This window comes from Bartonella sp. CE47NXGY (assembly GCF_042195415.1).
Lineage (GTDB): Bacteria > Pseudomonadota > Alphaproteobacteria > Rhizobiales > Rhizobiaceae > Bartonella.
In genome coordinates, this window is sequence record NZ_JBHIOI010000009.1 from 24197 (window position 1) to 39094 (window position 14898).

Genomic DNA, 14898 nt, shown 5'->3' on the forward strand with positions numbered 1-14898 from the left:
TGGTTAAAAAATGTTTTTAAATCAGAGATGTCTTGATAAAAAACAAAAAAATAACAAACCAAGGATTGCTGTCGTTATTCATCGGCGCTCTACCTATACTGGTCGGTTGGGAAAATTTTTACAACAAAATGGTTTTGTTCTTGATATTTATCGTCCTATTTTTGGACAAAAACTCCCTGATACATTAGAGCATTATGCCGGCGTTGTTATTTTAGGGGGACCGATGAGTGTGAATGACAGCGAAGCCTATATTGGTGAGGAAATTGATTGGATTTCGTTATCACTAAAGGAAAATAAGCCTTTTTTGGGTATTTGTCTTGGAGCACAAATGTTAGCGCGAAATCTAGGGGGGCGCGTTGGTACAAGAAGTGATGGGACTGTTGAAGTCGGCTGGTATCCACTAGAAGCAACCCCACAAGGGAAGGAATTGATGAATTGGCCAGAGATGGTCTACCATTTCCATGATGAAGGTATTTATGATTTACCGAAAGAGGCAATGCTTTTGGCAACAGGGAATACATATCCTACACAAGCTTTTCGTTATGGAAACAATGCATGGGGCTTGCAGTTCCATGCTGAATTTACACGCGCTATGATGCGGCGTTTGGTCGTGCGTTCGGCACATAAATTGACTGAAAAAGGTGCTCAACCTGCTTGTGCACATTTGAAAGGTCGTTTAATCTATGATCGAGCTTTGAGCCAATGGTTTGAAAGCGCATTACACCAGATTTTTTGTACACCGCCCGTACTTGTGTGATTGTTGACAACGAATTGATTTATATAGGTAATTCACGGTTTTGTATATTGAATGAGAACCCCGAATATAGTAAAGTTTTTTCATTCCAAACCTGTGTATGTTGACTCAATAAAAACCTCTTGTTTGCATGTCACAAGTAGGGCTGGCGTGTGGGCAAAAACTGTATAAGAAAAGACTAAAAATGCTTCTTATGAACTGTCTTAAGTGCCAAGGGCTGTCGCAACATTTGGGGGCTAGCCAAATATAATGATGGTGCAGGCTTTGGGGTCTCCATAAGCGTAAAGATGGGGGGCTCAATGGCTTTATCGTTAAGAAACACTATTCATTATCATTTTTGTTGTGCTGTAAAACAGTATGGTTTAAGCTAGAGGTAGAAAATCTATGTAAAACTTTACATATGAGGTGTTTTTTGTTAAAGGGTGTAATGGGTTTTTTTTAAGAAAATCTTGTTTATTGAGCTTATGAGATACTGTACTTTAGAACGATGTATAGGGACTTCTTGAAGTGATCAGTAGATAAAATCCGATCGATTAAGAAGTTGGATTGTGTATAAACTGAATGTGGTTGGGAATCTTTATCCTTTTTAGGGTGGGGAGGAAGTTAAGAGATAAAGAAAGTTTGAATATTGTCTAAATCCTTTCAAATACCATCATCACAAAAAAGTTTTTCTTTGAGTTATTTAATTTGTGGGCTCTTTTGTTTTGCTCTGATATTTATTTATAGCGCACTCTGGTTTTTTTTTCACGTAAAATAGAAGACTATGTTTCTGATATATTCACAAAAGTATCTTCCCATAATATGGCGGCGGTATGTGAGAATGTGCACAAGGATGGTTATCCTTTACGTGTCGGTGTTGTTTGTGACAAGTTTCAATTTTCTTGGCCTTTACATGGGGTTTCTTTATCGACGGGGCGTTTGACAGCTGGTGCACCAATTTACGCACCTCATTTGGTCGAGTTTAATGTTCATTCTCCTGCATTAATTGTTTTTTCCGGAAAAACTCCCATAGTATCGCATTGGCGCAATTTGGTGATTGAAACAGAGCCTTATTGGAAAACGGGTAAAACATTGAAGTTTATAGCTGAAGGGCTTGAGATTTCATCTTTTTCCTCTTCCCCTGAAGATCAAAAGCTTCAAGAAGCATTAAGAGCACCAACGACAGATAAAAAAACGACACATTTGCAAAATACGCATGACGTGATTATTCAGCCGTTAGAGCCACAAGACATGCCTCAAAAAATAACGGCAGAATTTTTTCGACTTGATCTTAAACATGAAAAGAATGATTTATCGGGACATATAACTTTTGACGGTTTTGATGCTTCTCCCTTTTTAAAATCTTCTTTTGTTGATATTCCTAAAATTGATGGCAATTTGAAATGGATTTTAAATGATGCCTCTCTTCTGTTTGAACATGAAGAAAAAAATTGGCAACAGCGACTGTATGGAAAAAGTGGACTTTTAAAGCAAGGTGAATTGACTTTTCATACAGGTGGTGCAGTGCGTATTAGTGGACCTTTTTCTTTTGATGATGAAGGATATTTGACAGCAAAATTTGAACTTGTCCTTATTCAGTCCATGAAGCTTCTTAACACTCTGCAGCGCTTATTTCCCGCGCAAGCCAATAATCTTCAAGCGTTATTTTTTATTTTGGGTGCTTTGCCTAAAAATGCGGACGGCGCTCCCGTTCTTTCCTTGCTCATTAACAATGGGTGGGTAAAACTGGGATTTTTAAAACTTGGTCGTCTTGCTCCACTTTAGGTGTTGTACCAAAGCCTTTTTTCATTTTTACTACCAAATTTCAACTTTTTCTGATTTTCACACTTTTTTGCAATTTTAGAGTGTCAAAATCTATTTTAACAAAATGCGTATTTAATGGTAAAAAAATAGCTATAAAAATAAAAAATTATCACCTACTCCTAACTCGTCCAACCTCTTTTCACTTAGTACAAAATCTTATGTCAAACTACATATAGCAACAGTGTTTCTATGGAAAAAGTGGCATTTTAAAGTATGCTGAATTGCCTTTTTATACAGGTGGTGTGGTACTTGTTAGGAACCTTTTTCTTTATATATGGAATGAGCATATTGCATATATCTGTTTGGGTGTAACCTCTTAAAACAAGTAAATAGCCTAGTTGGAGGAAGATATGAAGTTGTAAAGGGGAAAATCAACATCCATCTTTACTGTCATTTTTTATTCGATTTTACGCATTTCAAAAGCAGTTACAGTTATATCTTTTAAATAATGGATTAAGCTTATCCTTTTATTTCTGATATTTTTTAATGAAGCTATATGTCTTCCACGTAAAACAGAATATATTTGTATTGCATATTTACGCATTTGTTAAAAAAATATTTCTCAGTGCTTCCTATTTCACGATGTCGCCTGTGAATGGTATAAGGATAAAGCCATTAAGCACCATCATCTTTTCGGTTACGGAGTAACAAGCTAGGGGAAAACATCATCATATTATATTTGCTTATATTTGCTAATTCTCAATCTTACTGCAGCTTTTGGCACTTGAGGCGGTTTATGAGGGGCATTTTTAGTCCTTTCTTTACTGTTTTTATCTATTCGGCTTTCCCATTTGCAATATGCAAGGGGAAATGGGGTTAATTAATTGAATATAAATAGATTTTAAATGAGACAAATTTAGAATATCGGATTATCATAAAAATGATAAAATTATGATTGTAAATCAATATATTATATTTTTATGATGAAGGATATTTGACAGTAAAATTTGAATTTATTTTTTATTTTGAGTGCTCTGTCTAAAAATGCGGGATAGGGTTTCCGTTCTTCCCTTGTTGATTAGTCATGGATGGATAGAACGGAGCAAAAGCTTAGCTGTTTTGTACTGCTTTTAAGTCTGAAAGTTTATGTTTTTAGGGTGAGAAATCAATCCTGTTGTTTTTTTGAAATTGTTGCAAACAATTCTATTGTGATAAATAGCGGGATTTTTATTTTTGGTGTTATGTCTAAAATGCAAACTTCTGCTCTGTCTTAGTTGGTTTGTTGTGGTGGTGGGATAGAACGGGAGATTGAGGGGGTCGTTTTGTATTTTCTTTAGGTTTGAAAGCCAATATTTTGAAGTTGAGAAATCAATCCTGCTGCAAAAGTAAAACGAGAAATATTGAGATCATTTTCAATAAGGGCGCTAATGCGGTTTGTAATGTTGTGAATATGATCTTCTTCTGTTTTTTTCCAAGTGTCAAAAGGATCTTTTTTCTTTCCATAATTTTTGAGGATTTTCATAACGATTTGCCGAAAGCTTTCAGAAACATTTTCTTTGGCTTGGCTTAAAGCCATACTATCATAATAATCTACTACAGGAATTATACGACTTGCTTCGTTAATGCGGTTTATACGAATGATTTGCGCAAGTGAAAAGTAGATCTCTGCGGTTTTAATAAGATCACTGTTGCTTTGTTTTGCAATCAAAGAAATATCACAGATTGTTGAAGCAGCTTCCAAGAGAGCTAATTGTTTCGCTAATGCTTTTGGTGCTCCCTCTTCGCTGTAGTGTAATGCTTTTTCTTCAATCTTTTGCTTAATATCGTTGCCGTGAGAATGCATAAGCTCTTTTTCAATAACGCTACGGGCTTGTTTTATTGTTTTTACAATTTCTTCTAATGGACGTGAGAGATCTATGTTGTGCAAACCCCAATTGGTTGTTTCAAAGAGCATTGGGGTCATTGTTGCGTAGAATTTATTTTGGACAAGACCGGGTATTTTATTATCAAGCTTATCAATTTGCTCAGACAATTGAGGAATTTCGAAACCATCGCGGATGGCAATGAAAACGCGAATAATATTTTCAGTCTTTTGTTCTGTTGCATCGTGTAGTCTATTAACAAAAGTGGGGCCTCCACGATTTACAATATCGTTGGCAATCAGCGTTGCGATAATATTACGACGCAATTGATGGTTAATAACTTCCTTCTTAAAATTTTCTTGAATTTGGGTTGGAAAATAGTTCAGCAAGGCTGTATTGAAATAGTGATCATCAACAATGGGGCTATTAGCAATTTCTTCTTTTAAGGTCAATTTAGCATAGGCAAAAATAACGGCGAGTTCTGGACGGAGAAGACCTTTGCCTTGGGTTGTTCTTTGTCGTAAAATTTGCTCATCAGGGAGTATTTCAACTCTACGATCTAGAAGCTTTTTTTGTTCTAAATCGTGCATAAAGCGTATTTGATAGGGCAAATCAGTAGTGCTTTGGTTTTCCGCCAAAGAAAGCGCAAGAGGTTGTAGATAATTGTTGCGCAAGACAAGTTGCTCGACTTGAGGCGTCATTTTTTTCAAGAGCTTATTGCGTTCTTCGCGGGTTAACGTTTTGGCACGTAGTGCTGATGCAAGAACAATTTTGAGATTGACCTCAATATCAGAACAATTCACACCAGCAGAATTGTCAATGGCATCCGTGTTGCATCGACCACCATTTAAGACATATTCAATCCGTCCACGTTGTGTAACACCAAGATTAGCTCCTTCACCAATAATTTTTGCACGCACTTGTTCTCCGGTAATGCGTATTGCATCATTTGCTCGATCACCTACTTGGGCATCGTTTTCTGTTGCAGCACGGATATAAGTACCAATGCCACCGAACCATAAAAGATCAACAGGGGCTTTGAGAAGAGCAGAGATAATTTCAAAGGGTGTTCCTGTTTGTTTTTCGAAACCAATGGCTTGTGCTGCTTCAGGTGAGAGAGTAATGGTTTTTTCTTTTCGTGAGAAGATGCCACCGCCCTTTGATAATTTGGTTTTATCGTAATCCTGCCAGCTTGAGCGAGGTAGTCTGAAGAGACGCGTACGCTCTACATAGCTTTCGTCTATGTTCGGATCTGGATCAATAAAGATATCGCGGTGATCAAAAGCGGCAATCAATTTTGTTTGTTTGGAAAGCAGCATTCCATTGCCAAAGACATCACCAGACATATCGCCAACACCGACACAGGTGAAGGGCGTTGTTTGAATATCGTGATTAAATGATTCTCTAAAATGTCTTTTGACGGCTTCCCATGCACCTTTAGCTGTAATACCAATGTCTTTGTGGTCGTAACCTGCTGAACCTCCAGAGGCAAAAGCATCATCAAGCCAAAAGTGGTTTGCTTGGCTGATGGCGTTGGCTGTATCAGAAAAAGTTGCTGTTCCTTTGTCCGCCGCAACAACAAAATAGGGGTCAGGGTCATCATGACAGATGACATTGTGGGGAGAACTTATTTTGCCGTTAATCAGATTGTCTGTAATGGAGAGCAAAGCTGTTATAAAGTCTGTATAAGCTTGTCGTGCTGCTTCTATGATGACAGCACGGTCATTTGTTTGGGGAAGCCGATGGGGATAGAATCCACCTTTTGCACCTGCAGGAACGATAACCGCATTTTTAACTTGTTGGGCTTTGACTAAGCTAAGCACTTCGGTGCGGTAATCTAATGCACGGTCAGACCAACGAATGCCGCCACGAGCGATAGGTCCAAAACGCAAATGGACCCCTTCAACTTCTGGTCCATAAACAAAAATTTCTCGGTAAGGGCGCGGTTCAGGCAAACCTTCAATCTGGCGTGGATTTAATTTGGTGGCTAAAATACGCCGTGGACTTCCATCAGGAAGAGGCGTAAAGGCATTCGTTCGTAAACTCGCCTCGATAAGGTTACAATAACGGCGTAAAATGAGATCATCATCTAAACCAGAGACTTTCCGTAATTTTTCTTCAATGCGCTTTTGAATAACTTGTTGGTTTTTTTCCCGTTCTTTTTCTGTATGGCTTTGATGAAATTTTAAATGAAATAAAGCATAAAGATCTTGGGTAATGTCAGGATATGCATTTAAAGTTTGGGCAACGCGATCTTGCGAATAAGGAATTCCAGCTTGTTGGAGATAGCGCCCATAATGGCGCAAAATAACAATTTCATGCCAATCAAGCTCAGCTGTTTGGGTGAGAGCATTAAAGCCGTCATTATCAGCATTTTGTGCCCAAATGGCTTCAAAGGTTTCGGCGTGTTTTTGCCCGTCTTTTTCAAAATCGATACAGCGCTGGAAAGTACTTTCCAGCTGCATATCATGAAGATACACAGAGCGCCCATTGCCATCTGGTAATTCAAGGGTTTGTTCAGCAATAACGCGAAACCCCATATTTTCAAGGAGTGGTACACGTTTGGAAAGGGCAAGAGCTTCGTGGCGGTGAAAAAGCCGAAGAGAAATGTACTGTTTTTCTTTGTTTTGTGCGTGATAAAAGATCACGAAAAGCGGCTTTTCATCATGAAGACTTAGAATATGTCCGGCATCGTTAATAGCGTCTTCAGCTGAAAATAAATCACGATAGCTGTTGGGGAATTCGCTGGCTAGACGTGTTTGTTGCTCTGTTATTTTCTGGGTAAGAGCGATGGCTTGAACCCTGTCTTCCCAACTTCGTGCAATCGAACGTACATGTTGTTCAAGTGTGGAGCGCTCATGAAGGGGAACAGTTTCGTTTCCTTTGCGATGGATGATATAATAGACACGTATAAGGGGGCTTTCCAAAAATAGCGGATAAGATTCAAAAAAGTCACCTTTATAAAGCTCAACAAAATGTTCGCCAACTTTTTCACGCAGGCTGCTGCTATATTGGTCACGCGGTACGTAGACAAGGATAGAAACAAAGCGTCCAAAAGAATCAGTGTGGGCAAGAACTCGTAAACGTGGGCGCTCATCTAATTGTAGAATAAGCTTAGTGTTTTCTGTCAATGTATCAACATCAGAGCGAAACATTTCATCTCTTGGATAGGTTTCTAAAGCACTGATGAGTGCTTTACCTGAATAATCGGCGTGATTGTGTCCAAGACGTTGAATAATAGTTCGGGCTTTTTCTTTTAAGAAAGGAATTTGCAAAATAGAACGTGTATAAGCTGAGGAGGTAAAAAGCCCTACAATGCGTAATTCTCCACAGAGTTGGTTTTCTTTATCAAAGATTTTAAGACCAATATAATCGAGCCAAACAGAACGGTGAATTTTGGAGCGGCTGTTCGCTTTTGTCACGATAAACAGATTATCGCTTTCCATGAAGGATAAAACTTCTTGAGGAGGTTCTTTCATGCTTTTATCGTCAACAATATGAATAGAAGCATCCGTGAGTATACCAAGCTCAATATTACTCGCTGTAAAGGATTTTAGGGGTTTTTGGTCTTTGATGAAGTTGTAAGTGCGCATACCAAGGAAAATGAAATTATCATCCATTAGCCAGTGAAGAAATTCAATAGCTTTTTCGCCTTCTTGTTTGTAGTGTGGGGGAAGACTTATTTGGTAGGCATGAATCTGCTTTTCAACTTCTTCAAGCATAGGTTTCCAGTCTTGTACAGCAGCATTAACCTGTTCAAGAACTAAGGTGAGTTCATTTTCAAGTTTTTGTATTTGCTGTTTGTTTAATGACTCGATGTGAATTTGCATCAGACTGATGCGTTTTCCAGAAGCACAATCAATAATGGGGTGTGCAATCAAATAGATATGGTTTTTGTGTTGATTAAAAACATTTAAAATAGAATCGAGAAGGAAGGGTTTGTTATCATTGACAAGCGTGATAACGGTTATAGGTCTGTTACTACGGGTTAAATTTTGCTCAAAGCAGATGGTATTTTTTCCCGTCTGATGGAGATTAAAAGCTTTTACCGCGATGGCTGTGGCTTTTTGAAGTTCTTCATTTTCGTAATAAGCAATATCTTCTTTATCGGTTTGGGCAAAAAGGATTTGTTCTATTTTATCTTGGGTGTTTTTTGTCTCTGTTTTTTTTTGTTGCAACACATTCACTCTCCCTTTTTGCTCTTAAGGGGTCTTTATTAAAAGCAGACCATTATATTTTTTATATACTGTAACACCTTCTTTCTAAAGAAAATAGCTCTTTATTTGGAAAGAATGAGTTTGTTTTTGCTATTTTTTAGTAATATTTTGTACTTTAAAGAAATATTTTGCTTCAAGGAAAGGGCACTTTTAGTATTTTTGTATGTTAATAGTTTGTTTTTTTAAATATACAAAATAAAAGTAAAAAAATAAGCAAAAGTAAAGAGAGAATGGCGCATTTACCAGAAAGACTTTTAAGTGGTTACCAAAACTTTATAAACAATCATTTTTTATATAAAATAGCAGATTATCAGCAATTGGCGATTGAGGGGCAGAAACCTGAAGTTTTGGTCATTGCTTGTTGTGATTCGCGTGCAGTACCAGAAATGATTTTTGATGCTAAGCCAGGGGAAATTTTCACCCTGCGCAACGTGGCGAATGTGGTTCCTCCTTTTTCTCCTGATGACCAATATCACGCAACATCAGCAGCTCTTGAATATGCTGTGCAATTGCTTGAGGTGAGACATATTGTCGTTTTTGGTCATGCCCATTGTGGAGGCATTCGTACTGCTCTTAATGAGACATATAAATCTTTATTATCAAATGATTTTATCGGTCAATGGATAAGTCTCTTAGCACCAGCAGCAGAAATCGTTTTGAATAATAAGTCGTTGTCTTGGCCAGAAAAACAGACGGCATTAGAGCAGCTTTCTATTCGCCATTCGTTGAGAAATTTAGAGACGTTTCCGTGGATAAAGCTTCGCAAAGATCAAGGTTTTTTGACATTGCATGGGGTTTGGTTTGATATCTCTAGCGGAAAATTATGGAGCATGGAACAGGAAACAGGTTGTTTTATGCGTGTTGAAGTTGAAAGTTTTGAAGTATAGTATTTGTTGTTTTTATTTCTTCGTATAAAAAGATATTTTATGATAAAACTTGACAAAGCTGGGGTTTTATTGTTTGAAGGAGCAAGCTTTCAGTGACAAAATTAACTTGGAGCCACCGACTGAGACCCCAGTTTAAGGGTATAAAGAGATCTCAGAGGTCAACATCCGACGGCGCGATGCGTTCTCGGATGCTATTTTGGTTTGTTTGTTATGCAACAATGAGGTAAATGATGTTTGAATCCTTGCAAGAGCGACTTGGTTCTATCCTGTCTCATTTGACGGGACGTGGCGCTTTATCGGATCAGGATGTTGTAGAGGCGCTGCGTGAAATTCGTCGCGCTTTATTGGAAGCTGATGTTGCTCTTGATGTTGTGCGCTCTTTTACCGATAGAGTTCGGGAAAAAGCTGTTGGGGCCGAAATCGTTAAATCAATTAAACCAGGCCAAATGGTGGTTAAAATTGTTCATGATGAATTGGTTCATATTCTTGGAAATGAAAGCGTTCTGAGTGATTTAAATGCACCAGCTCCAGTTGTTATCATGATGACTGGTTTGCAAGGTTCTGGAAAAACAACTACAACAGCAAAGCTTGCAAAACGTTTTACTGATAAGCACAATAAAAAAGTTCTCATGGCGTCATTAGATACACGCCGTCCCGCTGCACAGGAGCAATTGCGCCAATTGGGAGAACAGGCAAAACTTGCAAGCTTGCCTATTATTGCGGGTCAGCTGCCTGTTGATATTGCATCACGTGCCGTACAGGCTGCTAAATTGGGTGGTTATGACGTGCTTCTTCTTGACACAGCAGGACGTAATCATATTGATGAAGCTTTGATGCTCGAATTGGCTGAAATTAAAGCATGTTCCCTTCCTCATGAGATTATGTTGGTGGCTGATAGTTTGACGGGGCAAGATGCCGTTCATCTTGCTCGTTCTTTTGATGAGCGTGTAGGGATTACGGGGATTATTTTAACACGGATGGATAGTGATGGGCGTGGTGGCGCTGCTCTTTCTATGCGTGCTGTTACAGGTAAACCAATTAAAGCAATTGGAACTGGTGAAAAAATAGATGCTTTAGAAGAATTTCATCCCAGTCGTATTGCTGATCGTATTCTCGGAATGGGGGATATTGTTTCTTTGGTTGAAAAAGCTGCTGAAACAATGGATCACGAGAAAGCTGCTGCTTTTGCAAAAAAAATGCAAGCTGGAAAATTTGATCTGAATGATCTTGCAGAACAGTTGCAGAAAATGAAAAAACTGGGTGGAATGGGCGGTATTATGGGCATGTTGCCAGGAATGGGGAAGGTCAAAGAGCAGATTGCGGCTGCGGGGTTTGATGATCGTTTGTTTGATCGTCAATTGGCCATTATTTCATCTATGACACCCAAAGAGCGGGCGAATCCAGAGCTTTTAAAACATAGCCGCAAACAACGAATTGCTAAGGGGTCTGGTACGACAGCGGCTGATATTAATAAACTTTTGAAGATGTATCGCCAAATGGCTGATATGATGAAAGCCATGGGTGGTAAAGGAAAAAGTGGTTTTATGGGAAAAATGTTGGGAGGCCTTGGTTCCAAAATGGGTTTGGGTGGTATGGGAAACTTGGGAGGGGATTCTCCAGCTATGCCGGATTTGTCGGGATTGGATCCAAAGCAATTCTCAATGCTTCAAAAGCAAATTGAAAATGGTAATGGAGGGAAGCTCTTGCCCGGACTTCCTAAGCGTGGACCTACATTTCCTGGTCTTTCCAATGGCATTGTCGATGGGGGAAATTTTCCTCAGCATCCTAAGAAAAAATAAGATGTAAAGAGGGAAAGGAATATAATGCAGGAAACAGTATTAAACGAATTGGCACATTTACGAGCATCCATTGATAATTTTGATGCAACCTTGATTCATATCTTAGCAGAGCGGTTTCGTTGTACGAAAGCTGTTGGGCGCTTAAAAGCGCGTTATGATTTGCCTAAAGTAGATCCTCTGCGTGAGCAATATCAGGTAGCGCGTTTGCGGCAATTGGCTATGGATAGTGATCTTGATCCTGATTTTGCTGAAAGATTTTTAAAATTTATTATTAAAGAAGTTGTGAGTCATCATGAAGTTATTGCTGAAGAGCAAAAAATAAAAAAAGTCAATTTAAACGAAAGCCAGAGCTGACAATAGGAGATAAAATATGGCATTGAAAATTCGTTTGTCCCGTGGAGGTTCAAAAAAACGTCCTTACTATCATATCGTCGTTGCAGATGTTCGTAGTCCGCGCGATGGGCGGTTTCTTGAACGTGTTGGTGCATGGGATCCAATGTTGCCTAAAGATGGACCGAGGGTGAAACTTAATGAAGAACGTATCCAATATTGGCTTGGGCAAGGGGCTCAACCAACAGATCGCGTTTTACGGTTTTTAGATGCAGCTGGCTTGAAAAAGCGTCCAACTCGTAATAATCCACATAAAGGTGAACCGGGTAAAAAAGCACAAGAACGTATAGCAGCAGCAAAGCAAGCAGCGGCAGCGGCTGAAGCAGAATCTGCTTCAGCATAAGAAGCATGGTTGTTTAATCAATGTGTTTTAAAAGCTTTAGAAAAATAAATATTATCCGTTTTTGTCTATCAAAAACGGATTTTCATTAAAAAGCTGCTTGTTTAAATTGCGCCGTTTTTTTTTAAATCAATGGTTTTAAAAATCAATGGCGCGGCCTTTAATTTCCCAGTCTCCATAGCGGGAAGGGTCTTTGCCGCCGCGTCCGCCGTTTTCTAAAGGTTGTTCCTTTTTTGCTGCGCGTTTTCGTCTTTCTTCAGCTTCTTTAAGGGCGCGTTGTGCTGCGGGAGAAAGAGATTGCTGTTTAACGACAGTTGCATTTTTTTTGCTTGTTTTCTCATCTTTTTTATTCATTTTACACCTATTCCATTGAAGAAGCAGAAAGAAAACACCATCATATAGTATTGATTGACTTTTATCATGGAGTTTTTTGAGTAATGAATATAATGCGTACAGCTATGCTTTTGGCTTTTTTAACTGCTCTCTTTATGGGAGTTGGTTATCTTGTTGGAGGGGGCGGTGGCATGGTCATTGCTCTTTTGATGGCAAGTGGTTTAAACTTTTTTTCTTATTGGAATTCAGATAAAATCGTTTTACGCATGTACGGGGCGCGTGAAGTTGATCAGCATTCAGCACCAGTTTATTATAAGATTGTAAGCGATTTAGCTAAAAAAGCTTCTCTTCCTCAACCAAAGGTTTATGTTATTGAGAATGCACAGCCAAATGCTTTTGCGACGGGACGTAATCCGCAAAATGCAGCTGTTGCTGCAAGTACTGGGTTGTTAGAGCGGTTAAGCGCTGAGGAAATTGCCGGCGTTATGGCGCATGAGCTCGCACATATTGAGCATCGTGATACGTTAACAATGACTCTAACCGCAACGATTGCAGGGGCAATTTCGATGCTTGGTAATTTTGCTTTCTTTATGGGAGGACAGCGTAATTCTTCAGAAGATTCTCATGGCGCTGGGGCAATTGGAGGATTTATTGCATTGCTCGTGGCGCCTTTTGCAGCGATGCTGGTGCAAATGGCGATTAGCCGTACACGGGAATATGCTGCGGATCGTAGAGGGGCTGAAATATGTGGTAATCCTTTATGGTTGGCTTCGGCATTGCGTAAGATTGCTGATGGAGGACGTGGGGTATATAATGAAGAAGCAGAGCATAATCCAGCAACCGCGCATCTGTTTATTATTAATCCTTTGAGCGGTGAGGGAGCGGATAGTCTTTTTTCGACACATCCAGCAACTGCAAATCGTATCGCTGCTCTTTATCAGCAAGCAGAAGAGATGAAAGGGGCTCTTGCCAAAAGTGTGGGATGGAATAAAGAAGACGCTATACATGAAAAAAGCAGCGGGATGAACTATGGAGATTTTCATAGTGGTCAGGCTCATGCATTAGGTGAGCAAGAAAACAGTTCTTTTCAGCGTGTTACAAAACGTCCTTCTTGGCTTCGTTATGAAAATTCAAAAAGATCTCGTTCATAGAATTATTGAGAGAGCTCTTGAGAAAACTGTGATATAAAGGTGGTGTTTTGAAACACAAAAAAGCGGGGCATGTGTCTGAAAAAAATGTTCCAGGATTAGCTGTTCGACAGGTGTGTGTGCGTCTTTTGGGGGCGGTAGTTGATAAGTACACGCCTCTGTCTGGTTTGACGGATAATGAACACGGACATCCACAATATTTGAAGCTTTCACAACGAGATCGTTTGTTATGTCGGGCTATTTTAACAGCTTCATTGCGTCATCGAGGGCAGATTATGGCGGCTCTCTCACGCTTTTTGGCGCGTCCTTTGCCTTCACAAGCACTTTCACTTCAGCATCTTTTGCATATCAGTGTTGCACAAATTCTTTATCTTGATATTCCCGATCATGCGGCTATTGATTTAGCTGTGCGTGTGGCGAAACTTGATCCTCGAATGCGCCGTTTTTCAGGGGTGGTGAATGCTCTTTTGCGCAATGTTGCACGTGAGGCAGAGCCTTTACGCCAACAAGTTCCTACCATTGAAGGTGTGCCAGCGTGGTTTGGACAGCTTTTAATATCAGCTTATGGAACAGAAAAGGCACATCAGATTATCGCAATTCAAAGTGTGGAACCTCCTTTCGATTTGACAGTGAAATCTGATAGTGGTGGATGGGCTGAAAGGCTTGGCGGTGTGGTATTGCCCAATGGTTCTGTTCGATTGAAGCGTCTGGAGTGTTCTGTTTCTGATTTACCAGGCTATCGTGAAGGGTCTTGGTGGGTCCAAGATTTTGCAGCAGCTTTGCCTGCTTGTTTACTTGGGAGTATTGAGGGTAAACGCGTTGCTGATCTTTGTGCGAGCCCTGGAGGAAAAACAGCACAATTGGCTTTGCAAGGGGCTGAGGTGACTGCAATTGAGCTTTCTGCTAACCGCATAAAGCGTTTAAAAGAAAATATGGAACGGCTTCATTTTTCAGTTCATATTTGGCAGGGCGATGTGAAAAATTTCCATTCAACACAGCTTTTTGATGCGGTTCTTCTTGATGCTCCTTGTTCTTCTACAGGAACAATCCGTCGTCATCCAGATATTTTATGGACGAAATCGAGGGAAGATATCGTCAAGTTAGCGGCGTTGCAATATGATTTGCTTGTCGCAGCAATTTCTTTGGTGAAGGAGGGGGGGCGGATTGTTTTTTCCAATTGTTCATTGGCAAGAGAAGAAGGTGAAGATCTTATTGAGAAAATTTTATCGATACGCAATGACATTGTTTTAGACCCTATTTATCCAGAGGAAATGGGAGCACTGGAACATTTGCTTTGTGGGGGGATGTTACGGACAACGCCTGCGGATTTTTGTCATAAAAATTTTGATGCTGAGAAAACCGTATTTTTAGGAATGGATGGTTTTTTCGCTGCGCGCTTACGAAAAATTGCTTAATTAACGCTTC

The 14898-nt window shown here is 39.6% G+C and carries 10 protein-coding genes; 8 read left to right on the top strand and 2 right to left on the bottom strand.

The features are described 5' to 3' along the window. The first annotated feature begins 10 nt into the window (after positions 1 to 10). A complete protein-coding gene (locus ACFIL3_RS04580; protein ID WP_375606037.1) occupies positions 11 to 757 on the top strand; it encodes a glutamine amidotransferase in 747 nt (248 codons plus the stop codon). Between the two features lie 798 nt (positions 758 to 1555). Beyond that, on the top strand, positions 1556 to 2518 hold the full coding sequence (locus ACFIL3_RS04585) for a DUF2125 domain-containing protein (RefSeq protein WP_375675179.1): 963 nt from the start codon (positions 1556 to 1558) through the stop codon (positions 2516 to 2518). A 1312-nt stretch (positions 2519 to 3830) separates the two neighbouring features. Here the strand turns inward: ACFIL3_RS04585 and ACFIL3_RS04590 are convergent. Continuing rightward, positions 3831 to 8540, bottom strand: coding sequence for an NAD-glutamate dehydrogenase (locus ACFIL3_RS04590; protein ID WP_375681877.1), 4710 nt, complete (start codon positions 8538 to 8540; stop codon positions 3831 to 3833). A 266-nt stretch (positions 8541 to 8806) separates the two neighbouring features. Here ACFIL3_RS04590 and ACFIL3_RS04595 point away from each other — a divergent pair, with 266 nt between their 5' ends. The 4 genes from ACFIL3_RS04595 to rpsP all read left to right on the top strand — a co-directional run bounded on the left by ACFIL3_RS04595 (position 8807) and on the right by rpsP (position 11995). Beyond that, a complete protein-coding gene (locus ACFIL3_RS04595) occupies positions 8807 to 9463 on the top strand; it encodes a carbonic anhydrase (RefSeq protein WP_375612226.1) in 657 nt (218 codons plus the stop codon). Between the two features lie 230 nt (positions 9464 to 9693). Further along, positions 9694 to 11262 (top strand): signal recognition particle protein, encoded by a 1569-nt coding sequence (gene ffh / locus ACFIL3_RS04600; RefSeq protein WP_375638445.1) that lies wholly within the window; start codon positions 9694 to 9696, stop codon positions 11260 to 11262. A gap of 24 nt (positions 11263 to 11286) precedes the next feature. Then, positions 11287 to 11616: a chorismate mutase gene (locus tag ACFIL3_RS04605; protein WP_375638439.1), complete on the top strand. Its 330-nt coding sequence runs from the start codon at positions 11287 to 11289 to the stop codon at positions 11614 to 11616. A gap of 16 nt (positions 11617 to 11632) precedes the next feature. Then, complete coding sequence (rpsP, locus tag ACFIL3_RS04610) at positions 11633 to 11995, top strand: 30S ribosomal protein S16 (RefSeq protein ID WP_375681878.1); 363 nt, start codon at positions 11633 to 11635, stop codon at positions 11993 to 11995. 135 nt (positions 11996 to 12130) lie between these two features. Here rpsP and ACFIL3_RS04615 read toward each other — a convergent pair whose 3' ends face one another. Next, a complete protein-coding gene (locus ACFIL3_RS04615) occupies positions 12131 to 12346 on the bottom strand; it encodes a DUF1674 domain-containing protein (protein WP_273790074.1) in 216 nt (71 codons plus the stop codon). A gap of 83 nt (positions 12347 to 12429) precedes the next feature. On the opposite strand from ACFIL3_RS04615, the gene htpX reads away from it, so the two are divergent. Then, complete coding sequence (htpX, locus tag ACFIL3_RS04620) at positions 12430 to 13476, top strand: zinc metalloprotease HtpX (RefSeq protein WP_375638440.1); 1047 nt, start codon at positions 12430 to 12432, stop codon at positions 13474 to 13476. A 47-nt stretch (positions 13477 to 13523) separates the two neighbouring features. Continuing rightward, the gene (locus tag ACFIL3_RS04625; RefSeq protein WP_375681879.1) at positions 13524 to 14888 is read left to right on the top strand and encodes an RsmB/NOP family class I SAM-dependent RNA methyltransferase; all 1365 of its coding nucleotides are present in this window, start codon (positions 13524 to 13526) and stop codon (positions 14886 to 14888) included. Positions 14889 to 14898 lie beyond the last annotated feature (10 nt).

Excerpts from the sequence above, each read along its gene's own strand:
- ACFIL3_RS04585 (WP_375675179.1), top strand. The coding sequence starts at position 1,556 with ATGGCGGCGGTATGTGAGAATGTGCACAAGGATGGTTATCCTTTACGT.
- rpsP (WP_375681878.1), top strand. The coding sequence starts at position 11,633 with ATGGCATTGAAAATTCGTTTGTCCCGTGGAGGTTCAAAAAAACGTCCT.
- ffh (WP_375638445.1), top strand. The coding sequence starts at position 9,694 with ATGTTTGAATCCTTGCAAGAGCGACTTGGTTCTATCCTGTCTCATTTG.
- ACFIL3_RS04615 (WP_273790074.1), bottom strand. The coding sequence starts at position 12,346 with ATGAATAAAAAAGATGAGAAAACAAGCAAAAAAAATGCAACTGTCGTT.
- ACFIL3_RS04595 (WP_375612226.1), top strand. The coding sequence starts at position 8,807 with ATGGCGCATTTACCAGAAAGACTTTTAAGTGGTTACCAAAACTTTATA.
- htpX (WP_375638440.1), top strand. The coding sequence starts at position 12,430 with ATGAATATAATGCGTACAGCTATGCTTTTGGCTTTTTTAACTGCTCTC.
- ACFIL3_RS04580 (WP_375606037.1), top strand. The coding sequence starts at position 11 with ATGTTTTTAAATCAGAGATGTCTTGATAAAAAACAAAAAAATAACAAA.
- ACFIL3_RS04605 (WP_375638439.1), top strand. The coding sequence starts at position 11,287 with ATGCAGGAAACAGTATTAAACGAATTGGCACATTTACGAGCATCCATT.